The organism is Mannheimia granulomatis (assembly GCF_013377255.1).
Classification (GTDB): domain Bacteria; phylum Pseudomonadota; class Gammaproteobacteria; order Enterobacterales; family Pasteurellaceae; genus Mannheimia; species Mannheimia granulomatis.
Window position 1 is genome coordinate 593,385 of record NZ_CP016614.1, and the last position, 26,332, is coordinate 619,716.

Sequence of the window (26,332 nt, forward strand, 5' to 3'; positions counted from 1 at the left end):
CTGCCAAATCTCCCCTAACCCCTCTTTGCTAAAGAGGGGGACTAAAAACCTCTGCTAAAATCAAAACGTTTAATTTTTCTTCTGCACTTGGTTGTGCTAAAATAGCCGTGCTTTTATTCCCCACTTGTACGGGCAATAATAAGCAATGCAAAATTTTAATAAAATAAGACCGCTTGTAAGCGGTTTTTTAATTCTATAAACCAAACAAGTAACCTCTCGTATGGGTTACCACTGTAACAAGGATACAAAATGCCTATTATCACTTTACCTGATGGCTCACAACGCCAATTTGATAACCCGGTTTCCGTAATGGAAGTTGCTCAATCTATCGGAGCAGGTCTTGCCAAAGCTACCATTGCCGGTCGTGTAAACGGTGAACGCCGCGATGCGTGCGATATTATCAGCCAAGATAGCACTCTTGAAATCATTACTGCAAAAGATGAAGATGGTTTAGAGATCATTCGCCACTCTTGTGCTCACCTACTTGGTCATGCCATTAAACAATTATTCCCAGATGTCAAAATGGCAATCGGGCCAACTATTGAAAACGGTTTTTACTATGATGTGGATTTAGACCGTTCTTTAACCCAAGAAGATTTAGATGCAATTGAAAAACGTATGTTGGAATTAGCTAAAACCAACTACGATGTGGTTAAACGCCCTGTAACCTGGCAAGAAGCTCGTGATACCTTTGAGAAACGTGGTGAAAGCTATAAAATGGCGATCTTAGATGAAAACATCGAACGTACTGCTACACCGGCGTTATATCATCACGAAGAATATATTGATATGTGCCGTGGCCCGCACGTGCCGAATATGCGTTTTTGCCAACATTTCAAACTGCAAAAAGTAGCGGGTGCCTACTGGCGTGGTGACAGCAAAAACAAAATGTTGCAACGCATCTATGGTACGGCTTGGGCAGATAAAAAACAATTAGCGGAATATTTAACCCGTTTAGAAGAGGCGGCAAAACGCGACCACCGCCGTATCGGTAAAGCGTTAGACTTATATCATATGCAAGAAGAAGCACCGGGTATGGTGTTCTGGCACAATGACGGTTGGACGATTTTCCGTGAATTGGAGACTTTCGTGCGTACCAAATTAAAAGAGTACGATTATCAAGAAGTAAAAGGCCCGTTTATGATGGACCGAGTGCTTTGGGAAAAAACAGGACACTGGCAAAACTATGCAGATTTAATGTTCACCACGCAATCTGAAAACCGTGAATATGCGATTAAGCCGATGAACTGCCCGGGTCACGTGCAAATCTTCAATCAAGGTTTAAAATCTTACCGTGATTTACCGATTCGCATGGCGGAATTTGGTTCTTGCCACCGTAACGAGCCATCTGGTTCATTGCACGGTTTAATGCGTGTGCGTGGTTTTACTCAAGATGATGCCCATATTTTCTGTACTGAAGATCAAATCGAATCTGAAGTAACTTCGTGCATTAAAATGGTATATGACATCTACAGCACATTCGGCTTTACTAACATTGCGGTTAAGCTTTCTACCCGTCCGGAAAACCGTATTGGTGATGATGCAATGTGGGATAGAGCAGAAGAAGGCCTAGCAAATGCGTTACGTAACAATGGGTTGGAATATCAAATCCAAGAAGGCGAAGGGGCATTCTACGGACCGAAAATTGAGTTTGCATTACGTGACTGCTTAGGTCGTGAATGGCAATGTGGTACGGTGCAATTAGACTTCGCACTACCGGGGCGTTTAGATGCCTCTTATGTAGCGGAAGATAATGGTCGTCGCACACCGGTGATGATCCACCGTGCAATTCTTGGCTCAATCGAACGCTTCATCGGCATTATCACCGAAGAATATGCAGGTTTCTTCCCAACGTGGTTAGCTCCAGTGCAAGCCATTGTGATGAACATTACCGATAGCCAAGCCGAATATGTTCAGCAAGTTGTTAAACAGCTTTCAGATGCCGGTATTCGTGTTAAAGCAGATCTTCGTAACGAAAAAGTCGGCTTTAAAGTGCGTGAACACACTTTACGTCGAGTGCCTTATATGCTGGTTTGTGGTGATAAAGAAATCGCCGAAGGTAAAGTGTCAGTGCGTACCCGTAAAGGTGCTGATTTAGGTACTTATGCCGTTACAGAGTTGGTTGAAATTCTGAAAAACCAAATCAAAGCACGTGAGCTGAAGTTATTGGGTGAAGAGTAAGTATTAAATAAAAATCCCCTCAAAACTAAATTTTTGAGGGGATTTTTTTATTCAATCGCAAATTTAACCGGTACGGTTACTTGAGTTGGGAATCCTGCAGGTGGAGGAGATACATTTAGACCCTCCGCACTTCTTACGGCGGCGGCATCCAAATTACTGTTACCTGATGAATTGGCTACAGAGACATTCGAAATTGCTCCAGATGCGGAAATACTAAATTTAATCGTTACAGTCCCTGTTTTACGCATCATTTTTTCACGTTGAGGGTACGAGTTATTTGCTTTACGCTGTAATGCACGTTGTAATGCCACTTTATAAGCTGAAATTTCATTGGCGTTACCACCGTTTACATTACTAGAGCCGGTAGTTGAAGTTGAATTTAGTGAGCCGTTTTTCTGCCCAGCTACAACACCTTTAACCTCTTTTTCACCTTGAATTGCATTTGGAATGGCTTTAGCAACAATACCTTGTTTAGCTTCTATGCCTTTCTCTAGCACTTTAATCGACTTATTTTCTTTCGGTTTTGGTTTCTCTTTTGGCTTTTCTTCTTTAGGTTTTTCTTTTTTAGGTGGCTCTTTGCGTTTTTCCTGTTTTTTCGGTTTATCTTCTTTTGGCTTTTCTTTCTTTGGCTTCAAAGTAGGATCAGGAATCGCATCGGGCTCCGGTTTGGGTTCAATTTTTTCTTCTTCAATTTCTTTGCTTTCTTCCTTAACAGGTTCCGGTGCGACCGCAACTTGGGGTTGCTCAAGCAAAGCAGCAACCATTTCCAGTGATAAAGCATTTTGCTCGGCAGCTTTTTCGATTTTATGCTCATTCAGCCAAACAAAACCACCACCTATTAAGGCACCATGAATCGCCAAAGAGGTGATAAGCCCGATATGGGAATGTTTTTTTCTCATATTCGTGCTATCTCATTAAGGCGTTACAGGCGTTTGTGGGCCTGTTTGGACGGGGGTACTACTTGGGGAGGCGGTCTCTTTTTTAGTAATAATTGCCACATTTTTAATTTCATTGGCTGATAGCATATCCGTTAATTCTACAAACTTCTCAAAAGCAACGGCACCATCTACTTTTAATGAGACTTTCTGACTTTTATCCCAAGTCGCAATTTCTGTTGCCAGTTGCTCTTTGGTTACGGCTTTATCATTAAAGAAAAACTCATTGTTCTCTGTAATGGTTAAAAGTTTTGCCAACTCATCTGCTTTCATTGGCTGTGTAGTAGTTGCTTTTGGGACATTAACTTGGATTTTACCTTGCGAGATAAATGAGGCTGTTACCAGTACTATTGCAAGTAACACCAACATAATGTCAATAAAAGGGATGATATTGATTTCATCAAATTTTTTCATTGATTGTGCCTTATAATTTGCAAAAAATGGTTTAAATTAGACCGTTTGTCTGTCTTAAAATTAAGCTTTTTTAGCCTGTAAAGCTAACCATTTCAATTTATTTTCTTCTACTTTACGACCAAAACCGTTGTAGAACACCATCGCAATAATTGCCACTAAAATACCAACGGCAGTTGCTTTTAAGGCTAAAGAAAGGTTGACCATAATAGATGCAGCATCAATATCGCCGCCTGATTGACCTAAATGATAGAAAGTTAAAAGAATACCCACAACCGTGCCCAATAAGCCGATATAAGGGGCATTTGAGCCTATGGTTGATATGGTTGTGAGATTATGCGTTAAATCTATCTCTAATTCTTCCAGCGTATGGTATTTAGTAATATCTACTTTCGCATAAAACATAATACGCTCAATGGCTTTCCATAAACAGACAACGCTGAGTAAGCCTAATAATCCTAAAATAATGAAATCTGTGTAATGTTCTAAAAATTGAAATAGTTGATTCATAATAACCCTTAAAAAATTATTGATTAACTCTGCGAAGTTGAAAATGGTTCGCAATTATATCTGAAAAGCATTGATTTTTCAACTTGAAATAATAGCCATTTTTTTAGGGATTTTATGGTATAGTTCCACCATTTTTTATCTAGGATTACATCATTTATGGAAATAACGTTTAAAGAAATCACTCCCCAACAGGCTTGGGAATTAATGGAAAACGAAGGAGCAGTTCTTGCCGATATTCGCGATGCTCGCCGTTATGTTTACAGCCATCCGCAAGATGCCTTTCATTTAACTAACCAAAGCTACGGCAAATTTTTAGATGAAGTAGATTATGATGAGCCTATTATCGTGATTTGCTATCATGGTGTCAGTAGCCAAAGTACAGCACAATTTCTAATTGAACAGGGTTTTGAAGATGTCTATAGCGTTAAAGGTGGCTTTGAGGCTTGGGAAAGAAACGGTTTACCTATTGAAACTTCCTACTAACGCTACCATATCAAACATAATTTTTGTTAAGTTAAGAAGGTTTTTATGGATTATGTAGTTAGTGTCAGTGAACAAAATTTTAGTGAAGTATGGAGTACAGCAGGGCAGGTACCGACCGTATTTAGCTTTATTTCGCCTAGAGAAGTTGCCTCGCTGGAAATGGATGCGTTATTACGCCGTATTTCGGATGAAAACCCAAAACAATTTGTATTAGCAACAGTAAATTGCGATGAGCAACCTACGCTTGCAGCACAGTTTAGAATTATGCAGCTACCGACTCTCTATCTATTTGCCAGTGGTCAGCCAATAGATGCCATTCAAGGTATGGTGAGTGAGCAGGAATTGCGTATTCGTTTGGCAAATATTTTACCGAAAGAAGAGGAGCTGAAATTTACTCAAGCCCTAGAGTTGCTGCAAGACGGGCGTTATGAAGATGCATTGCCGTTGCTGAAATCTGCGTGGGAAATGACAGATAAGAAAAACAGCGATTTTGCTCTGCTTTATGCGGAAACTTATATCACAATGAAAAAAGTGGAAGAGGCACGTGAGATTCTCAAACAGATCCCTCTACAAGATAGAGATAGCCGCTGGCACGGTTTGCAAGCTCAAATCGAATTACTAGAGCAGGCGAGTGAATCGCCGGAGTTGCAGCAGTTACAAGCCGATTACGCCCAAAATAAAACCCCTGAAATTGCGATTAAATTAGCGAACCAATTACATCAAGCCCACAAGAATGAAGAGGCACTAAGCTTGTTATTTGATTGGTTAAAATCCGATTTAACGGTGGCAAACGGTGAGGTGAAAACGCAGTTTTTAGCGATTTTATCGGCACTAGGGAATGATCCGATTGTGCCTCAGTTTAGAAGACAGCTTTATTCTCTTTTGTATTAATAAAGCCATTTTGAGAAAGGAAAGATGCCGTGAATTTTTATATTTTACGGCATCTTTATATTTAAAAGGCTTGTTCTTGTTTAAGAGAAGCTGCTTCATTTGCCTCTTTTAAGATATCTTCTAAACTATCTCCGGCAGAGGCTGCAACAACGGCAGCAAATGCACCTTCTACTAATGGTGCATAGCTGATCATCACTTTATCGGCAATTTCGGGTTCAAGCAGATCAATTGCCGTTTGGGCACTTAAAATTGCACTACCTAAATCCACAAATAGAATCACGCCATCAGGGGTAAATACTGACTCAATTGCTTGCATAATTTTTACTGCATCAGTCCCAATCGGATTCTCAGCATCTTCAATACCACCGGCAAGGGCGATTTTACAGCTGCCCTGAGTCATTTGCGAGAGGATCTCGCCAACTCCCTCCGCCAGCTTGGCACTGTGGGAAACAATCACTAAATTAACCATTATGCCTCCTTATTGCACCGCATCTGAGAGTGCTTTGAAAATATAGTAGCTTGAGGTCGCACCCGGATCTTGATGTCCGATACTACGCTCACCCAAATAACTTGCACGCCCTTTTTTAGCGATAAGCGGTACTGTTTGATTTGCAAAATTTTCAGCTTTTTCGACCGCTTGTAAGAGAATCTCTCCGATTGAACGAGAACTATCTGCTTGCTCAAGCTCCTGTAATAGAGGTAGCCAAAAATCGCACATCGTTTTATCGCCTACTTCAGCTTTACCTCGTTGGATAATGCCTTCTGTGCCTTGTTGCAACATCGTCATCAAATCAGAAAATGTCAATGTTTCTTTTCCATTGGCACTTTGTGCGGCTTTAATGAAAAATGTGCCGTAAAGTGGTCCGCTCGCCCCACCTACTTGCGAAAGTAAAGTCATACCTACTGTTTTTAAGATAGTACCAATATCTTTATCTTCGACTGATTTCACTTTTTCAACGGCTTTAGTGAACCCCCTTTGCATATTTAGGCCGTGATCGCCATCACCAATAACCGTATCTAATTCGGTTAAATAATCACGTTTTTCATCCATTGCTTGTTGGCAATTATTAAGCCACGTTAAAATTTGTTGTTTAGAGATAGCCATTTTCTGTTTCCTAAAAGATAAACTTTACTCACCCCAACGCAATGCCGGCGTATTTACCGGAGCATCCCATAATTGAAGAATCGCATCATCTACTTTAAGTAAGGTGATTGAGATACCTTGCATATCTAAAGAGGTACAATAAGAACCCACTAAATTGCGTTCAATGTGCAGCCCAAATGTTTTACACTCTTTTTCCAAAGCATCATAGACTGCATAAAGTTCTGATAATGGCACTGCTCCAAGATTGTTCACCAAAGCGATAACTCGATCACCTTGTTTTAATGCTTGTTTACTTTCCTCAACTTCATCCCATTGTTGGTTTTCCTGATTCCAGTGGCGAATCGTTCGCTGATAATTGCCGTGCTCGATCAGCGTTTCAAACATTTGTTTAACTGTTTTATCTAGATTTTCAAAGGTACGGCGTTCAATCCCCGGCTCGCCGTGAATACCTACCCCAAATTCCATCTCATTTTCCGTTAACGTGAAAGAAGGTTTTCCTGCTGCCGGTACGGTACAAGCACCAAGTGCAATACCGATAGAATGTCCGTTGTTATTTAATTGATGACCGAGTTTGGCTAATTCAGCTAATGAATAACCTTTATCTGCCGCAGCACCCAATAATTTTTCAATCAATACCGTATTTGCTACACCTCGGCGTCCGGCCGTATATAAACTATCTTTTACCGCCACATCGTCATCTACTAATACAGTTGCCACTTGTATACCGGCATCGGCAAGTAATTCCGTAGCTGTTTCAAAATTCAGTACATCGCCGGTGTAATTTTTAATAATTAAAAGCACACCTTCACCACGATCAAGGGCTAAACCACATTCAAACATTTGATCTGGTGTTGGTGAAGTAAATATTGCTCCGGGACAAGCACCGTCTAACATTCCTTTACCGATAAAGCCTGCGTGCATTGGTTCGTGTCCGCTGCCACCACCTGAAATTAGAGCAACTTTAGGCTGATTGCTTGACGGTTTGTGATGAATATAGGTAGGTTCAGTATTTAGTATTAAAGAAGAATGTGCTTTAACAAATCCTGAAAGTTGTTCATCTAGGACTGTTTCTACAGTATTAATTAATTTTTTCATACTTTATTCTCCATAAAACATTGGATTTATTTAATTTACATGGAATCGAAGAAGATTTCTGTTAACTTTGTCACAAAATCAAAAAAATGTGAGCGAAAACGAAAATAGAGTTAAATGTAAATTTGAGATAAAATAGATGCCAATTTCATTCAGAGGATTAATTATGACAACAAGACACGTTAAACTGTTAATTTTAGGTTCAGGCCCGGCAGGCTATACGGCAGCGGTTTATGCGGCTCGTGCAAATTTAAGCCCTGTGCTGGTAACAGGTATGCAGCAAGGCGGACAATTAACGACTACCGATGAAATTGAGAACTGGCCGGGTGAATTTGAGCAAACGACCGGTACAGAATTAATGAACAAAATGTTAAAACACGCGGAAAAATTTAATACGGAAATCGTGTTTGACCATATCCACAGCGTAGATTTATCCCAACGTCCGTTTACTTTAAAAGGCGATTTACACACTTTTACTTGCGATGCATTAATTATTGCCACAGGCGCATCTGCTAAATATTTAGGTTTACCGTCGGAAGAACTTTTCAAAGGCAGAGGGGTTTCTGCTTGCGCCACTTGTGATGGGTTCTTCTATCGCAACAAACCGGTTGCTGTGGTAGGTGGCGGTAATACGGCTGTAGAAGAAGCGTTGTATTTAGCCAATCTTGCAAGCGAAGTACATTTAGTTCACCGCCGTGATAGTTTCCGTGCTGAGAAAATTTTATTAGGCCGCCTGCAAAAACGCATTGAAGAAGGCAAAATTATTCTGCACACTGACCGCACTGTTGAAGAAGTGTTAGGCGATAATATGGGTGTAACCGGCTTGCGCTTAAAATCTACCAAAGAAGAGCTAACAGAAGAAATCAAGGTTGATGGCTTCTTTGTGGCGATTGGTCACGCACCGAATACCGGCATTTTTGACGGGCAGTTAGAGCTTGAAAACGGTTATATCAAAGTAAAATCAGGCTTAGAAGGCAATGCAACGGCAACTTCTGTAGAGGGGGTATTTGCGGCAGGTGATGTAATGGATCATAATTATCGCCAAGCCATTACTTCTGCCGGTACAGGTTGTATGGCAGCCCTTGATGCAGAACGTTTTTTAGATGCGCAAGAAGCATAAGGAGTCGTTATGAACTTTACCGTGATTATTCCGGCACGCTATGCTTCTAGTCGTTTGCCTCGCAAGCCATTGTTGGATATTGCCGGCAAACCGATGATTCAACATGTTTGGGAAAAAGCACAACTTGCAGGAGCGACTCGTGTAATTATCGCCACCGATCACCCTGAAATTGAAGCGACAGCCAAAGCCTTTGGGGCGGAAGTCTGTATGACTTCGGAAAAGCACAATTCCGGCACCGAGCGTTTGGCGGAAGTGATTGAAAAAATGAATATTCATGATGATGAAATTATCGTGAATATTCAAGGTGATGAGCCATTAGTGCCACCTGTAATTGTAGAGCAAGTGGCTCGCAATTTAGATGCTTACCAAGTGAATATGGCAACGCTTGGGGTCAAGCTTGAAACCCGAGAAGAGCTTTTCAACCCGAATGCAGTGAAAGCGGTGGCAGATCAAAATGGTATGGCACTCTATTTTTCACGTGCCAGCATTCCGTTTGCCCGTGATAACTTCCCAAATTGCGATGATGAATTTGTTGCAAGCCAAGGTTATTTACGTCATATCGGCATTTATGCTTATCGTGCCGGTTTTGTAAAACAATATGTCGCTTGGGTGCCGACCGCGCTGGAAAAATTGGAATCTTTAGAGCAGTTACGTGCATTATGGTATGGTGAAAAAATTCATATCGAACTGGCGAAAGAAGCCCCACAAGTAGGGGTAGATACGCCGGAAGATTTGGAAAGAGTGCGAGCAATTCTGGCTCGTTAATTAAGTATTGCAAGTGGCTGAATTGATTTAATTTTTTGCAAAATTTTCAGAAAAATCAACCGCTTGTTTAGGAGAAATTATGTTAGGGAATATTTTAGGTTCACTTGCTTCATCTGTTTTAGGTGGCAGTAATCAGTCAACGGCAACCCAATTAATTCAAAATTTAATTGCCTCACAAGGTGGTATTGAAGGATTAATTGCTAAATTCCAAGAAGGTGGATTAGATGATGTATTACGCACTTGGATCAGTAGTGATGAAGATAACGCACCTGTTTCAAGTGAGCAGATAAGTGATGTATTTGGCCAAGAAAACATTCAAAGTGTCGCTCAAGAAGCTGGCGTAGAGGCTGCGGATGCAAGCGATTTACTGGCTCAATTATTACCAAAAATTGTAGATACTTTAACGCCAAACGGAAAAGTAGAAGACTTACAAAATCTTGATGCAAATGATTTATTAGCTCAAGCAGCAAAGGGTATTTTAGGTAATTTGTTTAAGTAATTTTTAAGCTATATTGATTTTTTATCTCTTAAATAGAAGGCTGATAATTTAATATCAGCCCTCTTTTTATAACGACTCACCTGCTTCAGGCAGTAATTCTGGAATGCCGTTTTTAATTGGATAGGCAATTTTAAGCTTACGATTGATTAAACGGTTGTTTTCTTTATCCCATTCCAATTTTTCATTAGAAACCGGGCAAACAAGATTATTCAGTAGTTTTTCGTTCATTTACTATTCCTTATCTATTTTTTGATTTTATTCATCACTTGCTCAATTAAACAAGCGGTCGATTTTTCTGAAAATTTTGCAGAAACCGGCACATACCACCAATTTTTTTGCGCGAAGGCTTTGCATTTTACCGCATCTTTCTCTGTCATCAATAATGGTGTTTGCTCGTCTGCTAAGGCTTTAAGTTGATTAGCATCAAAGGTTTGATGATCGGCAAAACCTTGTGTTTTTATAAGCGGAATGCTTAATTTTTCCAGCATTGTGAAAAAGCGAGGCGGATGCCCGATACCGGCAATCGCCACACAAGGTGAGCGAAATTCACTTAAAGGCTTACGTTCATTTGTTAAAAGATGAATGGCATCAGAAGGCTCAAGTGTCATCAAATGTTCGTTGTAGTTAGGTGTGCCACCGTTGCAAATGACCGCATCTACTGAATTTAAACGATTTGGCAGCTCACGTAATCCGCCGGCTGGTAGTACAAAACCGTTACCAAAACGCCTTGTGCCATCAACGACTACCCATTCAATATCTCTCTCTAAAGCGTAATGTTGTAAGCCATCGTCGGTAATAATCAGATCTAATTCAAATTGACTTAATAGCAACTCAATACTTTGCTGGCGGTTAGGTGAAATCGCTAGCGGCGCATGAGTCCGCTGTACAATCAAAACCGGTTCATCGCCTACCATTTCTGCTGAGCTTTGTAGCGTGACTAGCTGGGGAAATTCCTTAATTTTCCCGCCATAGCCACGCGAAATTACCCCAACTTTTACTCCTCTTTGCTGTAACTGCTCAACCAGCCAAACCACCACAGGCGTTTTACCGTTACCGCCAACAGAAATATTACCCACTACTAAAACAGGCACAGGCGAGCGGTATGATTGCAAAATATTCAGAGAATATAACCGCTTGCGAATTTGGCTAATTAACCAAAACAGCAGCGAAAGTGGCGAAAGCAGCCAAGTAATAAGGGATTTTGTTTGCCAGATTTTCATTTTATCGCTCGTTTTATCGCTCATTAATTTGAACGGTAAATTCAGTAAGTAAGCAAAAGGTGCATTAATGCACCTTTTACCTTTTTAATAAAGAATGGATTATTCCACCTTCGGCTTATCCCCGTTTTCTACACAGCCTTTGCCGATAGTCACTTTCTTCGCTTTTAAGGTTGGTAGGTCGTACATTGTATCGAGCAATAGGTTTTCGACAATAGAACGTAAACCGCGAGCCCCTGTTTTACGGGTAATTGCTTTATGGGCGATTGCAGTTAGCGCATCTTTGGTAAAGTGCAATTCTACTCCTTCCATTTGGAATAATGCTTGGTATTGCTTAATAATCGCGTTTTTGGGCTCGGTTAAGATCTGAATTAACGCTTCTTCATCCAACTCCTGTAATGGTGTAACGACCGGTAAACGACCGATTAATTCAGGGATTAAACCAAATTTGACTAAATCTTCCGGCTCAACTTGTTTGAATAATTCAGTTAAATCTTGGCGCTCTTTATCTTTCTTCAATGCAGCACCAAATCCGATACCGCCTTGAGTATTAGTACGAGATTCCACGATTTTATCTAAGCCTGCAAAAGCACCACCACAAATAAACAGGATTTTTGAGGTGTCCACAGGAATGGTTTCGCCTTTCGGATGCTTACGACCGCCTTGAGGGTTAATATTCGCCACTGTGCCTTCAAGCAGTTTTAATAAGGCTTGTTGTACGCCCTCACCTGAAACATCACGCGTAATAGAAGCGCTCTCCGATTTGCGGGTAATTTTATCGATCTCATCAATAAAGACGATACCTCGTTCTGCCTGTTCCGCTTCAAAATCACATTTCATTAATAGTTTTTGAATGACGTTTTCAACGTCTTCGCCCACATAGCCTGCTTGGGTAAGGGTGGTGGCATCAGCAATGGCGAAAGGCACATTTAAACGGCGGGCGAGTGTTTCGGCGAGTAACGTTTTACCGCTTCCTGTCGGACCGATTAATAAAATATTACTTTTGCCTAGTTCTACACCGTTTGTTGCTTCGTGGTTTGATAAAGCACTTTTTAAGCGTTTATAGTGATTGTAAACCGCTACCGAAAGCACTTTTTTTGCATGTTCCTGACCGATCACATAATCGTCTAAATGCGCGTGTAATTCGTGCGGAGTCGGCACACGGGTAAAAAAGCTACTTTCATCTTCTTGGTTTTCATCAATTAAAGGTTCTTCATCACCGTGTAAAAGCGCATAAGATTCCTCAATGCATTCATTACAAATATAGCCTTCGGAGCCTTCAACAAGTTGATCAACTTCAGTGCGTTTTTTGCCGCAAAAGCTGCAGTGTGGTTCTTTTTCAAATGCCATTATGCAAACTCCCCACGTGAAGTTAATACTTTGTCGATTAAGCCGTAATCCGCTGCTTCTTGAGCCGACATAAAATTATCACGTTCTGTGTCTGCTAACACTTTTTCATAGTTTTGACCACTGTGTTCTGCCATACGACGGGTTAAGGTTTCTTTTAAACGTAAAATTTCTTCCGCTTGAATTTGAATATCGGTTGCTTGACCTCTTGCACCACCTAATGGTTGGTGGATCATAATGCGAGCGTGTGGTAGAGCAAAGCGTTTACCTTTTGCTCCGGCTGAGAGTAAAAAAGCGCCCATAGAAGCTGCTTGCCCGGTGCAAAGCGTTGCCACATCAGGCTTAATAAAGTTCATCGTGTCGTAAATAGCAAGTCCTGCTGTGACCACACCACCCGGTGAATTAATGTATAAATAAATATCTTTTTCCGGATCTTCCGCTTCTAAAAAGAGCAGCTGTGCCACAATTAAATTTGCCATTTGGTCTTCAACTTGACCATTTAAAAAAATAATGCGCTCTTTTAATAAACGTGAATAAATATCATAAGAACGTTCACCTTTTGAGGTCTGTTCAACCACCATAGGGACTAATGCCATTTTGTTTTCCTCTGTCGTAATACGAAATTCACGTATTCTAGCAAATTTTCAGAAAATCATTAACAACAAGAGGTCAGATTGTTAAAATCTTTTGCAAATATATTGAGGATAGTATGAAGTTAGCTGAAATTTACGCAAAGTTTGAACTTTGCAAATCTTGGGAAGAAAGATACCGCTTGTTGGTTCAATTAAGTCGTGAGTTACCTAAACCGAGTGAAGAAAGGTTGGTAGAGTTGCCTGAAATTGAAGGATGTGAAAGCCGACTGTGGTTTGAATTTCAATTATCGCCCCGCAAGGTTGAGGCGTATAGTGATGCCCGTTTAATGCAAGGGATTTTAATGATTGTGCAGACTGCGTTGTTAGAAAAATCAGAGGAAGAATTGAAAGATTTTAATTTAAAGGCGATGTTTGATGAGCTAAAAATCTCCCCGAACTTAACCAGTACAAGGTTAAATGGGTTAGGGCAGATACAGAAGTTGATTGTGATTGAGTAAAAACAAAAAAGCCTCTGATTTCTTAGAGGCTTAAATTTGTTGGCGGAACGGACGGGACTCGAACCCGCGACCCCCTGCGTGACAGGCAGGTATTCTAACCAGCTGAACTACCGCTCCGTACTGGTGGAAGAATAATAGTGTTTTCGGCTAAATTGAGCAAATGATTTTTCGCTAAATAGTGTTTGATTGGTTGTAAAATCGCCACTTTTAGTGATTATTTGCATTTTTGAGCCTTAATAAACAGCAATGGTGGGCGGTGTTGCAAGTCTTTAAATTCATTCTGCCACTCGGGTTGTTCGGCAAGCATCGGCTCTTCTACTTGAATGATCTCAAAGCCACTTTGAATTAGCTGATTTAAAATGGTTGCCATTGTACGATGGTAGGTTTTAAAAGGCTGCTGAAACCAACTGCGATCCCGCTCGCCTTCGTCTCTATAATAATTTAACCGATAAGCAACCTGTTGTTTTGCGTCATTTTTCTCCCAGCGGTAACCCTCTTTATAACAAGTCACAATAGGGTGTTCTTGGGAGAAAATCAGCGTGCCGCAAGCGGTCATTTTTACGGAAATTTTTGCAAGTAGATCAGTAAAATTTTCAATGTAGTGAAAGGCAAAAGAGCTGGTAACAACATCAAAATAGCCCTCTTCAATTTCATCTAAACGCTCCATTGGTAGACAGTAAAGCGAAAAATCGGTGCCTTTTTGCCATTGTTTAGAAAGTTCGGTTTCGGCTTGTTGCAGCATTAATTCGGATAAATCTAAGCCGACTACTTTTGCCGCTCCTAAGCTTAAATAATGAGCGAGATGACCTCCTGTGCCACAGCCTAAATCTAACACTTTTTTGCCTTTGAGTGAGGGCAATAGCGAGAACATTGTCGGCTTTTCTACGACTTCATTCATACTGATAGGATTTTGCCGTAGCTGCTGGTAGCGTTCAAAGAAAATGGGGGTGTCGTAAATACTTTTTTTCACGTAATAGTCTTTTAGTTGGTGGAAGGCTTTAATCGTTTGTCAATAAAGGCGGGTTAAAGCCCGCCGCTACGATATGGTTATTGATATGTTGCTAATTTTCGCAAAGTTTCAAAGGCTTTGCCAGAGGCAATGGCTTCTTTCACTTTTAATACATTGGCTTTGATATTGCTTTCTCCAAATACTTTCAGCAGTAATGCCACATTTACCGCTACCGCATCAATATGAGCAGGCTCACCTTTTCCTTGTAATATAGCGGTGATTTTTTCCGCATTTTCTGCAGGTTCACCACCTTTTAGGGCATCAAGTGAGTAGCGGGGAATGCCAAAATCTTCGGGGGTTAGGGTGTAATAATCAATCTGCCCGTTTTTAATTTCAGCAACTTGTGTTTCACCGTGCACAGCCACTTCGTCTAGCCCCGCACCGTGTACGACAATAGTATGCTCACAACCTAGTGTTTTGACTGTTTCGGCATATACTTTTACTAACTCCGGGGAATAAACGCCTAAGAGTTGGCGTTTAGTATGAGCAGGATTAACTAAAGGCCCTAAAATATTGAAGATTGTACGGGTTTTTAAAGCTTGGCGAACCGGAGCTGCATATTTAAAACCGCTATGATACGTTGGGGCAAACAAGAAACAGATACCGGTTTCATCAAGAGCAAGGCGTGCGTTTTGTGGGCTAATGCCTACATTAATGCCTAATTGGCTTAACACATCACTTGAGCCTGTTTTGCTTGATACGCTACGGTTGCCGTGTTTGGCAATTTTGTAACCCATTGTTGCGGCAACAAGTGCTGAAGTGGTAGAAATATTGATGGTATTATGCCCATCGCCACCTGTACCGACAATATCAGCAAAAGCATAATGTGGTGTGGGGAACGGATTGGCATTTTCAAGTGCTGCGTTTGCCGCTCCTGCAATTTCTGCAACTGTTTCGCCACGCAGTTTCAATGCAATTAACGCTGCTGCAAGCTGTTCATTTGAGACATTGCCTTTTATTACTTCATTAAAAAAAGCGTGCGATTCCTCTTGAGTTAAGGCTTGGTTTGCAAATAGTTTATCTAAGAGTGTTTGCATAATATATTCCTTATTTAAATACCTAAAATAGCAATAAAAGCACTAACGATGCACTTGATATTCCAAATCGGTTGCCTCGTTGCCGGTCATTCCGCGAAAGCCCCAGCAATGTTCAGGTTGTTCTTTAATAGTAATTTCCACATCCATCGGTAGGATCCCGACTTTAGATTGCAAAGAGCTAAATAAACCTTTGATTAGTCGTTTTTTGATCTGTTCGCTACGTCCTAACATGAGGTTAATTTCAATCACGATAAAATCTTGGCTGCGATTGATAGGTAAGTAGAAGTTTTCCGCCTCTAGCAGTTCAAAACGCAAGGCATGGCGTTGTTTTGGCACACCAAGGCTCATTTCTAAACAATCAAAAATAACCTCGGCAATTTTGGCCCGGCGGTCTGCTAATGTCTGTTTTAAACCATATACACTAATCATTTTTTGCTCTCTAATAACCATTGCACTGATTGCTTGAGTAATTTTGTGCCTTCCACGGTTAAAATGGATTCCGGATGGAATTGAAAGCCACAAATCGGCAAAGTTTTATGGCGAATTGCCATCACAATATGCTCATATTTCGCATTGATGATAAATTCCTCAGGTAAATCATCGCCCATGAGGGAATGATAACGAGCCACCGGCATTGGGTTGTTTATGTCTGCAAACATCGCTTGGTTATCGTGTTCAATACGGGAAACTTTACCGTGTAATACCGTGCCGGTATGCACCACTTTTCCACCGAAGGCTTCAATTAAGGCTTGGTGTCCTAAACAAATACCAATCATCGGTACCTTATTTTTTAGGCGGCGGATAATGTCTAATAAATTGCCTGCTTGTGCCGGATTACCCGGCCCCGGTGATAGTGCCACTAAGCAATCCTCTGTGCTTAATGCTTTGTCTAAAAAATCATCTAGAGGATAATCATTACGGAAAATAGTGACTTTATGCCCTAATTCACGAAATTGATCTACAAGGTTGTAGGTAAAAGAGTCAAAGTTATCAATAAAAAGAATATTTGCCATAGTTGTTACCTTATATTTTTCTCCCCTCTTTAGCAAAGAGGGGAACTCAATTATTGTGCGTTTACTTGCCCAATTGCCTTTAACACCGCTCGTGCTTTATGGCGGGTTTCATCAGCCTCTAATTGTGGATCGGAATCTAACACTTCGCCACAACCGGCTTGCACATAGGCAATACCGTTTTGCACGAATGCGGAGCGGATAACAATACAGGTATCTAAATTGCCTTCCGAGGTTAAATAACCCACTGCACCACCGTAGCTGTGGCGTTTTTGTTGTTCGACTTGATAAATTAACTGCATGGCTTTGATTTTTGGTGCACCGGTCAATGTACCCATATTCATACAGGCTTGGTAAGCGTGCAGGGCATCTAAATCAAAGCGAAGTGTGCCGATCACACGCGAAACCAAGTGCATAATTTGTGAATAGCGGTCGATTTGCATTAAATCCACCACGCGGCGAGTGCCGGATTCACTTACACGAGCCACATCATTACGAGCCAAATCCACCAACATTAAATGCTCGGCGAGCTCTTTTTGATCTAGACGAAGTTCTAATTCTAAACGAGAATCCAATTCCGGATCGATATTGCCGTTGGCATCAAAACCACGAGGTCGAGAGCCTGCAATCGGGTAAATTTCCAGCTGACGGTTATGTTGTGAATATTTCAATGCACTTTCAGGAGAAGCGCCAAATAAGGTGAAGTCTTCGCTCTGCATAAAGAACATATAAGGACTTGGGTTATTGATTTTTAGCTGTCTGTAACTGGCAAGTCTATTCGGGCAAGGCAAGCTAAAACGTCGAGATGGCACAATTTGGAACACATCACCGATATTAATATGATGTTTTAATTTGCGGATAATTGCTTTGAAATCTTCATCTTCAATATTGGTTGTGGCTTCGGTATAAGCAGCTTGAATGTTGAGATCAAGTGTTTTCCCTTGCTGATTTGCAAGAATTTCAGCAAATTCGACCGCTTGTTGAGCCAGATTTTGCTGTTCATTAGGATCAAAACAGAAAGTGCTTAAAAAGGCTTTTTGTGTTTGATGATCGATAGTCACTAACTGCTCAGCCAGATAGAAACTGTAATCAGGGCAACTTAAGCCGTCATCTTGCAGGAGAATATTCTCCATTGGGATAAAATTAGCAACTAAATCATAACTAAACAAGCCACCTAAATAAATAGGTGATTCGGCATTATTAAACAGATGATTCACCGTACGTAAACCGTCAAATACAGTGGTGGTTTTCAGTTTACTGTCTTCATCTAAATGGTTGTTAATTTCCGGAAATTCGGCTTGCAAGCGGTCATTTTCTACCAAAAATTTGCAAGTAGGCGCAGGGTTGAGTTGGTTCAGCGTTTGTTCAATTAATGGTAACACTGCTTTTCCGTTCGCAGTTAAAGCTTGAAAGGTAACGGTTTGTGCTTCGCAAAAAATATGCAATGCTGATTTAGCAAACAATAAACTTTTCAAACTGTTTTTGCTTTGAATTTCGGCGGAGTCTAATAATAAAGTATGCGGATTTTCGCCACATAAATGGTAGTAAACCGTTGTGGTGTCGGCAAAGTAAGGAAGTTCCGTTTGAGTAACAGTTAATTGAGGCATAGTAAATTCCTGCTATTTATTTTATTTGCACTATTAAACTAGTACATTAAAGATAAGTCAAGAGATTAGTTGAGATATTTATTCAGTATTTCAGTTGGATTCGTGTATAATTGCAACAATTTTTATGTGTAGCCTTTGGCTTGAGGATAATATGACACAATTTTTTTATATTCACCCGGACAATCCGCAACAACGCTTGATTCAACAGGCGGTTGAGATTATCAAAAAAGGCGGTGTGATTGTTTATCCGACAGATTCCGGCTACGCGTTGGGTTGTGCGATGGGTGATAAGCATGCGATGGATAGAATTGTGGCAATTCGTAAATTGCCGGAAAATCACAATTTCACCTTGGTGTGTAGTGATTTATCCGAGCTTTCGACTTATGCATTGGTGACGAATCAATCTTATCGTTTAATCAAAAATAATACGCCAAACCCTTACACCTTTATTTTGCCGGCAACCAAAGAGTTACCTCGTCGGTTAATGACAAAGCGGAAAACTATTGGCATTCGGGTGCCGAATAATCCGATTGCATTGGCGTTAATTTCAACTTTAGGCGAGCCGATTTTATCTTGCTCGTTAATGCTGCCGGAAACGGAGGTAACAGAATCTGATCCTGATGCGATTAGAGATTATTTAGAACATCGTGTTGAGTTGATTATTCATGGTGGATATTTAGGTCAACAACCGACTACGGTGGTTGATTTGACCGGGGATAGCCCTGCTGTTATTCGAGCAGGTTCGGGCGATTTGACCCCGTTTAATTAATAGCTTAGCTCTTTCCCACAAAGGGAGAGATAATAATTCAGACGCTTGTGAAAGCGACAAAAGGAACTTTATGACAACTTTTCAAAAGAAACCAGCCAATAATTCTCGCTTTGGTAAGGCGATGCCAAATGCGAAATCCCCTAGTAGTAACCGTTCATTTAAAAAGACAGATGAAAAAGCAGATAATAGTGCGCGCAAATTCGGCAAAAATGCGGAAAAACCACAGCGTCCGACTTCTAAGCCTTTGGTACAAAAAACGGTAAAAAAAATCGAAAAAACGACCGCTTTATCAGCTGATAAACAAGGGAAAGTAGCCGGTGAAAAGCTACAAAAAATCTTAGCACGCGCCGGGCAAGGTTCTCGCCGTGAACTTGAGGAAATTATTGCTGCCGGACGTGTGAGTGTAGATGGCAAAATTGCATCATTAGGTGATCGTGTTCAGGTGAGCTCATCGACTAAAATTCGTATCGATGGGCATTTAATTAACCTGACTCTAACGCAAAAAGAGATCTGCCGAGTCTTAATGTATTACAAGCCGGAAGGAGAGCTATGTACACGCTCTGATCCGGAAGGACGAGCTACCGTATTTGACCGCTTACCACGTTTAAATGGTGCACGTTGGATTGCGGTTGGGCGTTTAGATATTAATACTTCAGGTTTATTGCTGTTTACAACAGACGGCGAACTTGCTAATCGTTTAATGCATCCAAGCCGAGAGGTGGAGCGTGAATATTCGGTGCGAGTATTTGGTAATATTGATGATGCAATGCTTGGGCGTTTACGCAAAGGTGTTCAATTAGAAGATGGTCCGGCAAATTTTAAACAGATTAAAGTTGTTGGTGGTACAGGTCTAAATCAATGGTTTGATGTGACTTTAACCGAGGGGCGTAATCGAGAAGTTCGTCGTTTGTGGGAGTCACAAGGGGTGGAAGTAAGCCGCTTGATTCGTATCCGCTATGGTAATATTAAGCTGGATAAAGGCTTACCTCGTGGCGGCTGGGAAGAAATGGGGCTTGAGCAAGTGAACTATTTACGTGAGCTTGTGGGCTTGCCGGCAGAAACTGAAACAAAAGTTGATGTAACGGCTAATCGTCGCCGCACGAATATTCGCCAAATTCGTAAGGCTGTGAAACAGCATCAAAAATATCGCTCTTAGATAATGAATAACATTGCTGAAAGACTGTCTTAATTTCTAAGATAGTCTTTCTATTTTGCGATGAACACTCACTTTAAGAGTCAGTATAAGGTATGGATTATCTTAATTTACATATTTAATATGGAGTAAAGTTATGTCTTGGGACATTGTAATAACGTTAGCAGTAACTTTCATTGCCGTGTTTTTGTTTGCAACAGAAAAAATGCGAATGGATGCCGTAGCCATTTTGGTATTATGTTCATTGGTTTTATTAGGGCAGGTTGATGCTCAATCTGCATTGAGTGGATTTTCAAATTCCGCAACAGTAACTGTTACTGCAATGTTTGTCTTAGCAGCGGGTTTACAAAACAGCGGCGCATTAGATAGAGTAGGGAGCTTATTGGCAAATGCGAAGTCACCTTGGTTGTTTTTGTTGATATTATGTGGAGTGAATGCTGCTGTATCTCCTTTTGTTAATAATACAGCAGTAGTTGCCGTGTTAATTCCAATTGTTATTGTTGCTGCGCAAAATATTAAAATGGCTCCATCTAAGGCTTTGATTCCACTCTCATTTGCTTCTCAAATGGCGGGGGTCTGTACACTGATTGGGACTTCAACTAACTTGTTAGTCAATGCTATTGCTCAAAAACAAGGACATTCCGGTTTCGGTATGTTTGAGTTTGCGCCCTTAGGTCTTATTTTCTTTGCGGTTGGTGTGGTTTACTTATTACTAACCAGCCGTTTTTTACTGCCGGAATCACGCTTGCAGCTAGAAGATGGCGAAGGTTTTGGAAAATATGTTTCTGAATTAAAAGTAAATAAGGATTCGCCTTTAATTGGTAACAGTACTGCCGGTTCAGGTTTAAACGAAGAATTTAATTTATTCACTATTGGTGTATTGCGTGATGGTGAGCGATTATCTACGCCAAGCCATCAAGTGCTGCAAAAACACGATATTTTATTGCTACGAGGGGAATCTGAAGACCTTGCTAAGGTTCGCGGAAAATATGGTTTACACCATGTTGTTTATGGGCGACGTGATAGTGATGAGGAGAACCTTGAGGATGATTTAATGGTAGCTGAAGTAATGATTTCACCTACTTCTCGTTGGATTGGCGGTACTATCCCGATTTTAAGACAGCGTTGGAATAAAAATGCGACAGCATTAGGCATACAACGTCGTAGTCAGGTCATTCGTGAACGCTTACGCTCTACAGCTTTTAAAATGGGGGATATTCTTTTACTGACATTACCCAAAGATGACATGGAAAGCTTACGCAAAGATAAAGATTTTATTGTGTTATCTTCCGATTTAGTGAAAGATGAAGAATCATGGCACAGCAAATTTGCCTTATCTGTGATGGTAGCTGTTGTAGCAACCGCTGCATTAGGCTTAGTACCCATTGCCATTAGTGCATTATTAGGGGCTGTTGCGATGTGTGTTGCCGGTTGTTTAACAGCCGAGGAAGCATACCGTTCTATTGACTGGAAAATTATTTTAGTACTAGCCGGCTTATTGCCATTGGGAGAAGCCATGGCAAATAGTGGTGCAGCACAGTTTATTGTAGATAATACTTTAGGAAAAGTAGGTGAATTTGGACCGCTGGTTGTATTTGCAGTGTTATATTTACTCACAATGATACTCACTGAGTTTATGAGTAACGCGGGAACAGCAGTATTATTGACTCCTATTGCTATTTCAACGGCCAAAATGCTTGGTGTTGATGCTTCCCCCTTTATTCTTGCTGTTATGTTTGCTGCGGCAACTAGCTTTATGACGCCGGTAGGCTATCAAACTAATACGATGGTTTACGGTGCAGGGGGCTATAAATTTACTGATTTCATTAAAATCGGTTTACCGCTTAACCTCTTATATTGGATTTTGGGTATTATTCTTATTCCGTGGTTCTTCCCGTTTAATCCATAATTAAGCATATTATTTAATTTAAAAAAGCTGCTAACGATTTTTCAAAGAGTTAGCAGCTTTTTGTTAATATTAGTTGTTAGTGTCCGCTTAATACCTTAGCCGGTTCTAGTTTTGCAGCCCGGTTTGCAGGGTATAGGCTGGCAAATAAGCTTAAGATGATAGTTGCCAATAGCACATAACTCACGTCTTGCCAATGCAGTTCGCTAGGTAGGAAATCGACAAAATAAACACCGTCAGACAGTAATTTTATACCAAAAAATCCTTCAACAGCCTTGATGATAGCGGTCAAATTTAGCGATAAAATTACGCCTAAAATAATACCGCATACAGCCCCTTTCATTCCTGAAAGCAAGCCGTACCAAAGGAAAATTCGGCGAATGAAGCCGTTATTTGCTCCAAGGGTTCGCTGAATGGCAATATCGCCTTGCTTATCTTTTACCGCCATAATCAAGGTAGAAATAATATTAAAACATGCCACCCCGATGACCAACACCATCGCAATATACATAACGGTGCGAACCAGTTGAATGTCGTTATACATATAGCCGAATTTCTCAATCCAAGTGTTTAAATACAGCGGTTGTGGATAGCCGTTGAGCTGTGGCATTTCCAAATGTTGCACGTCAAAAGGATTAGACAGACTGATTTCAAGTCCTGATATTTCATTCGGCTGATATTCCATTAACTCTTGGGCTTGATTAAGCGGAATTAGTGCGTAGCTATGGTCAAGTTGCCCTTCTAAACGTAGCACGCCGGTGACAGGCATATTAAAACGCAACGGCTGAGCTAATTTCCCGTCTTCTGTTGGCTGTGGAATCAGCATAGTGACTTCATCACCGACAGAAACTTCTAATGCTTTAGCAATACCCGCTCCGAGAATTAAACCGTCTTCATTAGCCTGAAACTGTTTGGAGAACGCTTGCCATTGTTCTGACAGAATAAATTGGCTTAGGCGGCTGACTTGATCTTGTTTTTGTGGATCAACCCCTCGCACTTGAGCAATTTTAAGCTGTGAGCCGTTTTCGATTAATGCGGTAAAGCTCACGAAAGGTGAACTAGCGGTCACATTTTTGGTTTTTTTTACCAATGTTTCTAATTTTGAAGCATTGCCAATCGGTACACTTTTATTACCTTGATAAGACACTAATTCCGCATGTGGTACAACAGAAAGCACTCGTTGGTTTAGCTCTCGCTCAAAACCATTCATTGCACTTAAGCCGATAATCAGCACCGCTACCCCAAGGGCGATTCCAATGCTTGAGAAAAGAGAAATGAGTGAAACCAATCGATTTTTCTGTTTGCCTCGTTGATAACGCCAGCTGATAAAAAACGGAGTGTTCATTAATTTCCCTCGCTCAGCACACCATCTCGCATGACTAAACGGCGTGAAAGTTTATTGGCAAGATTTAAATCGTGGGTGACCAATAAGAAAGCAATATTTTGCTCTTGATTGAGTTGTTGAATCAGTTCAAAGATACTTTCGGTGGTTTTTTGGTCTAAATTGCCTGTCGGTTCATCGGCAAGCACTAAAGCTGGATTGTTTACTAAAGCACGAGCAATCGCCACACGCTGACGTTCACCGCCTGAAAGTGCTGACGGACGATGTGTAACTCTATGAGCTAATCCAACCGCTTGTAACATCTTTTCAGCACGGTTGGCAGCTTCCGTTTTGTTTTGTTTACCGATTAACATAGGCATCATCACATTTTCAAGGGCAGAGAAATCTGCCATTAGGTGATGAAATTGATACACAAAGCCCAAATTTTGGTTACGTAAGAGGGCTAATTTGTCTGAGTTTAATTTTTGCAAAGATTGCTCGCGAATCCATACTTCTCCTGAACTAGGTTGATCTAGACCACCAAGCGTATGAAGTAAGGTACTTTTGCCCGAGCCGGAGCTACCGACAATTGCAACTAATTCACCGGTATTCATTGAAAACGAAACTTCTTTTAGTACCTGAACTTTCTGTTCGCCTTCATCATAAAATTTGCTGATATTTTCACAGCGGAGTAATTCTGTCATTTTTTGTCCTAACACACTAAATTCATTGATTTATCGTCAATACAAGCGGTCATTTTTGCTTAAAATTTTGTAAATTGTTATTCATATCTCAATGCCTGAGCCGGCTCAATTTTTGAAGCTCGGTAAGCCGGGTAAATGGTGCAAAGTAGCGAAAGCAAAATAGAAATGCCGATAATAATTGCAATTTGTGAGCCCGGAATTAAGCTTGGTAAATGAATGGTTGGGTTAAGCAATAAAATGATTTGATCCAAATTCATCGCAATCAACACACCAATCGCTCCACCGACTAATGCTCCAATCACGCCCACAATTGCTCCTTGGAACACAAAAATTTGCATTACTTGTTTTTTGGTTAAACCTTGGGTTTGCAAAATGGCAATTTCGCCCTGTTTATCCACCACCATTAGGCTAAGCGATGTGACGATATTCGAGATAGCAACTACAATAATCAGGCTAATGAGCAAGCCCATCATATTTTTTTCCATTTTCACCGCTTGGAAAAATTCGCCTTTTTGTTCACGCCAATCGCTGATTTGGTAGTTTTCTTCCATAAAATATTGTGGAAGTTCGGTCACTTGGAACGGATCTTGCAGATATAAACGTACGCCTTGAACTTGGTCTTCAGTAATTCTGAGTAAACGTCCTACATCGGCTAAATTCGCAAATAAGGTAAACTCACTCGCCTCTCGATTAGACTGGTAAATGCCTGAAATTTCAAATAACCGTTGTACCGGCACACGTCCTAAAGGAGTATATTGGCTATTTTCGGTAATCATTAAACGTAACTTATCGCCTATGCTTAAATTGAGCTTATTTGCCAAACGTGAACCAACTACCACTTTAAATTCGCCGGTTGGTAATAATTGGGAAATATTTTCTGAAACTAATAGTGGATCATCAGTTGAGTGCTCAACACCAATAAGCTGACCGGCATTAATTCCTTCTGAGCTTTGAATAATGACGTTAGCATGGTTAATAGCAACACTTCCGTTTGCAAATTCAGGGAGGTTCAGCTTTTCATCTTTGCTAAAGTTTCCCTCTTGGGGAGAAATAATCGCGTGTGGTAAGGTAGAAAGCAGATTGTTTTTCTGCATATTTTCCAAGCCGTTCATTACAGACAATACAATCACCAATGCCATCACCCCCAGCACAATGCCAAGGCTTGCAAGATTGGTAACTAATCGTCCGAAACGGTCTGCGTTTTTCGATCTAAAATAGCGAAAAGCGATAAAAAAAGGGGTTAAATTCATTGAATTTCTTATCAAAATAACGAATAAAGAGGCGAACACAGCGGTTCGCCTTCATCATCAAGTTTTAGTTAGCGGTATCAATTTCAGCAAAGGATTTGACTAAATCATCAATCGCTTTCATTTGAGATACAAAGGCTTCTAATTTGGAAAGCGGTAAGGCTGAAGGACCATCACATTTTGCTGAGTTTGGATCCGGGTGAGCTTCTAAGAAAAGCCCTGCTAAACCAACAGCCATACCTGAACGGGCAAGTTCAGTGACTTGTGAGCGACGACCACCTGAAGCAGCTCCGAACGGATCACGGCATTGCAGTGAATGGGTTACATCAAAGATTACTGGGCAACCTTTTGATACTTTTTTCATAATGCCGAAACCTAGCATATCCACCACTAAATTATCGTAACCAAAGTTGGTACCACGGTCGCAAAGAATCACATTTTCATTGCCACACTCTGCGATTTTTTCCACGATATTCCCCATTTGACCAGGGCTTAAAAATTGCGGTTTTTTTACATTAATTACCGCACCGGTGCGAGCCATTGCTTCAACCAAATCGGTTTGACGAGCTAAAAATGCGGGAAGCTGAATCACATCGACTACTTCAGCCACAGGTTTACATTGATAAATTTCGTGTACATCAGTGATGATATTCACTCCAAAAGTCTGTTTTAATTCTTGAAAAATTTTCAACCCTTCTTCCATACCCGGCCCACGGTAAGAATGGATAGACGAGCGGTTCGCCTTATCAAACGATGCTTTAAACACATAAGGTACGTTCAATTTTTGCGTGACTTCCACATACTGTTCACACACACGAAGTGCCATATCGCGGCTTTCCAGCACATTCATACCACCAAATAGGGTAAATGCTTTGTTATTCGCCACTTCAATATTACCGACTTTTACAATTTTATCTGTCATA

28 protein-coding genes, 1 tRNA gene and 1 pseudogene are annotated in these 26,332 nt (G+C 40.8%); 10 read left to right on the forward strand and 20 right to left on the reverse strand.

All coding sequences use genetic code 11. The features are described from left to right. Positions 1 to 249 precede the first annotated feature (249 nt). Complete coding sequence (gene thrS, locus A6B41_RS02700; protein WP_027075107.1) at positions 250 to 2,181, forward strand: threonine--tRNA ligase; 1,932 nt, start codon at positions 250 to 252, stop codon at positions 2,179 to 2,181. A gap of 47 nt (positions 2,182 to 2,228) precedes the next feature. Here thrS and A6B41_RS02705 read toward each other — a convergent pair whose 3' ends face one another. Genes A6B41_RS02705 through exbB form a run of 3 tightly spaced genes read right to left on the reverse strand, consistent with a single transcriptional unit; the run spans position 2,229 to position 4,037 of the window. Then, complete coding sequence (locus A6B41_RS02705; protein ID WP_027075108.1) at positions 2,229 to 3,080, reverse strand: TonB family protein; 852 nt, start codon at positions 3,078 to 3,080, stop codon at positions 2,229 to 2,231. A gap of 15 nt (positions 3,081 to 3,095) precedes the next feature. Next, on the reverse strand, positions 3,096 to 3,530 hold the full coding sequence (gene exbD, locus A6B41_RS02710) for a TonB system transport protein ExbD (protein ID WP_050436818.1): 435 nt from the start codon (positions 3,528 to 3,530) through the stop codon (positions 3,096 to 3,098). Positions 3,531 to 3,590: 60 nt separating this feature from the next. Then, positions 3,591 to 4,037, reverse strand: a complete 447-nt coding sequence (gene exbB, locus A6B41_RS02715) for a TonB-system energizer ExbB (RefSeq protein ID WP_027075109.1) — start codon at positions 4,035 to 4,037, stop codon at positions 3,591 to 3,593. A gap of 156 nt (positions 4,038 to 4,193) precedes the next feature. On the opposite strand from exbB, the gene glpE reads away from it, so the two are divergent. After that, positions 4,194 to 4,520, forward strand: coding sequence for a thiosulfate sulfurtransferase GlpE (gene glpE / locus A6B41_RS02720; protein WP_027075110.1), 327 nt, complete (start codon positions 4,194 to 4,196; stop codon positions 4,518 to 4,520). Between the two features lie 45 nt (positions 4,521 to 4,565). Then, on the forward strand, positions 4,566 to 5,411 hold the full coding sequence (locus tag A6B41_RS02725; RefSeq protein ID WP_027075111.1) for a co-chaperone YbbN: 846 nt from the start codon (positions 4,566 to 4,568) through the stop codon (positions 5,409 to 5,411). Positions 5,412 to 5,472: 61 nt separating this feature from the next. On the opposite strand, the gene dhaM is transcribed toward A6B41_RS02725, so the two are convergent. From dhaM to dhaK, 3 genes are read right to left on the reverse strand one after another with little or no spacing between them, the layout of a single operon-like run. Beyond that, on the reverse strand, positions 5,473 to 5,880 hold the full coding sequence (gene dhaM, locus A6B41_RS02730) for a dihydroxyacetone kinase phosphoryl donor subunit DhaM (protein ID WP_027075112.1): 408 nt from the start codon (positions 5,878 to 5,880) through the stop codon (positions 5,473 to 5,475). Positions 5,881 to 5,889: 9 nt separating this feature from the next. After that, the gene (gene dhaL / locus A6B41_RS02735) at positions 5,890 to 6,516 is read right to left on the reverse strand and encodes a dihydroxyacetone kinase subunit DhaL (RefSeq protein WP_027075113.1); all 627 of its coding nucleotides are present in this window, start codon (positions 6,514 to 6,516) and stop codon (positions 5,890 to 5,892) included. Between the two features lie 24 nt (positions 6,517 to 6,540). Continuing rightward, positions 6,541 to 7,611 (reverse strand): dihydroxyacetone kinase subunit DhaK, encoded by a 1,071-nt coding sequence (gene dhaK / locus A6B41_RS02740; protein WP_027075114.1) that lies wholly within the window; start codon positions 7,609 to 7,611, stop codon positions 6,541 to 6,543. 163 nt (positions 7,612 to 7,774) lie between these two features. Between dhaK and trxB the strand changes: the two genes are divergently transcribed. From trxB to A6B41_RS02755, 3 genes and pseudogenes are all read left to right on the forward strand, one after another. Then, a complete protein-coding gene (gene trxB, locus A6B41_RS02745) occupies positions 7,775 to 8,728 on the forward strand; it encodes a thioredoxin-disulfide reductase (RefSeq protein WP_027075115.1) in 954 nt (317 codons plus the stop codon). A 9-nt stretch (positions 8,729 to 8,737) separates the two neighbouring features. After that, a complete protein-coding gene (gene kdsB, locus A6B41_RS02750) occupies positions 8,738 to 9,493 on the forward strand; it encodes a 3-deoxy-manno-octulosonate cytidylyltransferase (protein ID WP_027075116.1) in 756 nt (251 codons plus the stop codon). 67 nt (positions 9,494 to 9,560) lie between these two features. Further along, positions 9,561 to 9,992 (forward strand): annotated as a pseudogene (locus A6B41_RS02755) (YidB family protein); the annotation flags it as partial. 66 nt (positions 9,993 to 10,058) lie between these two features. On the opposite strand, the gene A6B41_RS02760 reads toward A6B41_RS02755, so the two are convergent. From A6B41_RS02760 to clpP, 4 genes are all read right to left on the reverse strand, one after another. After that, a complete protein-coding gene (locus A6B41_RS02760; RefSeq protein ID WP_027075118.1) occupies positions 10,059 to 10,220 on the reverse strand; it encodes a Trm112 family protein in 162 nt (53 codons plus the stop codon). A gap of 14 nt (positions 10,221 to 10,234) precedes the next feature. Next, positions 10,235 to 11,212, reverse strand: coding sequence for a tetraacyldisaccharide 4'-kinase (gene lpxK, locus A6B41_RS02765; RefSeq protein ID WP_027075119.1), 978 nt, complete (start codon positions 11,210 to 11,212; stop codon positions 10,235 to 10,237). 99 nt (positions 11,213 to 11,311) lie between these two features. Continuing rightward, entirely contained in the window at positions 11,312 to 12,559 is a 1,248-nt protein-coding gene (clpX, locus tag A6B41_RS02770; RefSeq protein ID WP_027075120.1) for an ATP-dependent protease ATP-binding subunit ClpX, read from the reverse strand. Beyond that, positions 12,559 to 13,173 (reverse strand): ATP-dependent Clp endopeptidase proteolytic subunit ClpP, encoded by a 615-nt coding sequence (gene clpP, locus A6B41_RS02775; RefSeq protein WP_257792934.1) that lies wholly within the window; start codon positions 13,171 to 13,173, stop codon positions 12,559 to 12,561. The genes clpX and clpP overlap by 1 nt, the downstream gene beginning before the upstream one ends. A gap of 92 nt (positions 13,174 to 13,265) precedes the next feature. Between clpP and A6B41_RS02780 the strand changes: the two genes are divergently transcribed. Beyond that, positions 13,266 to 13,646 carry a SufE family protein gene (locus A6B41_RS02780; protein ID WP_027075122.1) on the forward strand — a complete coding sequence of 127 codons (381 nt, stop codon included), beginning with the start codon at positions 13,266 to 13,268 and terminating at the stop codon, positions 13,644 to 13,646. A 40-nt stretch (positions 13,647 to 13,686) separates the two neighbouring features. On the opposite strand, the gene A6B41_RS02785 is transcribed toward A6B41_RS02780, so the two are convergent. The 6 genes from A6B41_RS02785 to A6B41_RS02810 form a co-directional block, all read right to left on the reverse strand. Continuing rightward, a tRNA-Asp gene (locus A6B41_RS02785) sits at positions 13,687 to 13,763 on the reverse strand. Between the two features lie 97 nt (positions 13,764 to 13,860). After that, the gene (locus tag A6B41_RS02790) at positions 13,861 to 14,616 is read right to left on the reverse strand and encodes a class I SAM-dependent methyltransferase (RefSeq protein ID WP_027075123.1); all 756 of its coding nucleotides are present in this window, start codon (positions 14,614 to 14,616) and stop codon (positions 13,861 to 13,863) included. Positions 14,617 to 14,693: 77 nt separating this feature from the next. Next, positions 14,694 to 15,692 carry an anthranilate phosphoribosyltransferase gene (gene trpD, locus A6B41_RS02795; RefSeq protein ID WP_027075124.1) on the reverse strand — a complete coding sequence of 333 codons (999 nt, stop codon included), beginning with the start codon at positions 15,690 to 15,692 and terminating at the stop codon, positions 14,694 to 14,696. 42 nt (positions 15,693 to 15,734) lie between these two features. Then, a complete protein-coding gene (locus A6B41_RS02800) occupies positions 15,735 to 16,121 on the reverse strand; it encodes a tautomerase family protein (RefSeq protein ID WP_027075125.1) in 387 nt (128 codons plus the stop codon). After that, the gene (locus A6B41_RS02805; protein ID WP_027075126.1) at positions 16,118 to 16,705 is read right to left on the reverse strand and encodes an aminodeoxychorismate/anthranilate synthase component II; all 588 of its coding nucleotides are present in this window, start codon (positions 16,703 to 16,705) and stop codon (positions 16,118 to 16,120) included. Before A6B41_RS02805 ends, A6B41_RS02800 begins: the two co-directional genes overlap by 4 nt. Positions 16,706 to 16,755: 50 nt before the next feature. Further along, the gene (locus tag A6B41_RS02810; RefSeq protein ID WP_027075127.1) at positions 16,756 to 18,309 is read right to left on the reverse strand and encodes an anthranilate synthase component 1; all 1,554 of its coding nucleotides are present in this window, start codon (positions 18,307 to 18,309) and stop codon (positions 16,756 to 16,758) included. Between the two features lie 151 nt (positions 18,310 to 18,460). Between A6B41_RS02810 and A6B41_RS02815 the strand changes: the two genes are divergently transcribed. The 3 genes from A6B41_RS02815 (at position 18,461) to A6B41_RS02825 (ending at position 22,140) form a co-directional block, all read left to right on the forward strand. Further along, positions 18,461 to 19,078 (forward strand): L-threonylcarbamoyladenylate synthase, encoded by a 618-nt coding sequence (locus tag A6B41_RS02815; RefSeq protein ID WP_027075128.1) that lies wholly within the window; start codon positions 18,461 to 18,463, stop codon positions 19,076 to 19,078. 121 nt (positions 19,079 to 19,199) lie between these two features. After that, positions 19,200 to 20,234 (forward strand): 23S rRNA pseudouridine(2605) synthase RluB, encoded by a 1,035-nt coding sequence (gene rluB / locus A6B41_RS02820; RefSeq protein WP_156930237.1) that lies wholly within the window; start codon positions 19,200 to 19,202, stop codon positions 20,232 to 20,234. A gap of 133 nt (positions 20,235 to 20,367) precedes the next feature. After that, entirely contained in the window at positions 20,368 to 22,140 is a 1,773-nt protein-coding gene (locus A6B41_RS02825; RefSeq protein ID WP_027075130.1) for an SLC13 family permease, read from the forward strand. 76 nt (positions 22,141 to 22,216) lie between these two features. Here the strand turns inward: A6B41_RS02825 and lolE are convergent, their stop codons facing one another. The 4 genes from lolE to kdsA all read right to left on the reverse strand — a co-directional run bounded on the left by lolE (position 22,217) and on the right by kdsA (position 26,331). Continuing rightward, positions 22,217 to 23,482, reverse strand: a complete 1,266-nt coding sequence (gene lolE / locus A6B41_RS02830; protein WP_027075131.1) for a lipoprotein-releasing ABC transporter permease subunit LolE — start codon at positions 23,480 to 23,482, stop codon at positions 22,217 to 22,219. Beyond that, complete coding sequence (gene lolD, locus A6B41_RS02835) at positions 23,482 to 24,162, reverse strand: lipoprotein-releasing ABC transporter ATP-binding protein LolD (protein ID WP_027075132.1); 681 nt, start codon at positions 24,160 to 24,162, stop codon at positions 23,482 to 23,484. The genes lolE and lolD overlap by 1 nt, the downstream gene beginning before the upstream one ends. 77 nt (positions 24,163 to 24,239) lie before the next feature. Then, positions 24,240 to 25,412 carry a lipoprotein-releasing ABC transporter permease subunit gene (locus tag A6B41_RS02840; RefSeq protein WP_027075133.1) on the reverse strand — a complete coding sequence of 391 codons (1,173 nt, stop codon included), beginning with the start codon at positions 25,410 to 25,412 and terminating at the stop codon, positions 24,240 to 24,242. A gap of 64 nt (positions 25,413 to 25,476) precedes the next feature. Further along, the gene (gene kdsA, locus A6B41_RS02845; RefSeq protein ID WP_027075134.1) at positions 25,477 to 26,331 is read right to left on the reverse strand and encodes a 3-deoxy-8-phosphooctulonate synthase; all 855 of its coding nucleotides are present in this window, start codon (positions 26,329 to 26,331) and stop codon (positions 25,477 to 25,479) included. Position 26,332: the final 1 nt, after the last annotated feature.